Here is a 292-nt window from a genome sequence, read left to right as displayed (position 1 = left end):
AAGTAAAACCTTTCGCACGAACGATCTGCTCAGGCATTTGATCTAACCAATTATTCAGCCTGCCTGTATGAAAAGGGAGTCTTCTTTCGTAAACAAAGGATGAAATTTGGTATTCTTCTGTTTCCGGCGTATGCTGAGCATGTCCTGCGTTGATCTCTTTGATCCATCCAGCAGAAGCACTTGATTTTTCAAAGTCAAATAAACCAGTATTCAATATGTCATCTGGCTGTACTTTACCTTGTGAGGTTCTGATGATAGATGCTTCTGGTTGTAGTTTGTTCAGCACATGCTC

The 292-nt window shown here is 40.8% G+C and carries 1 protein-coding gene; it reads right to left on the bottom strand.

Annotated elements, in window-relative coordinates:
• The coding region (locus tag AC0IXA_RS27300) for a GTP-binding protein (protein WP_471814883.1) at positions 1-292 on the bottom strand (292 nt) is incomplete at both ends.

The sequence above is a fragment of the Pseudomonas sp. AC083 genome (assembly GCF_979253165.1).
The sequence above is the reverse complement of the archived record's forward strand: the minus strand, read 5'-3'. Positions and strand labels throughout refer to the sequence as shown.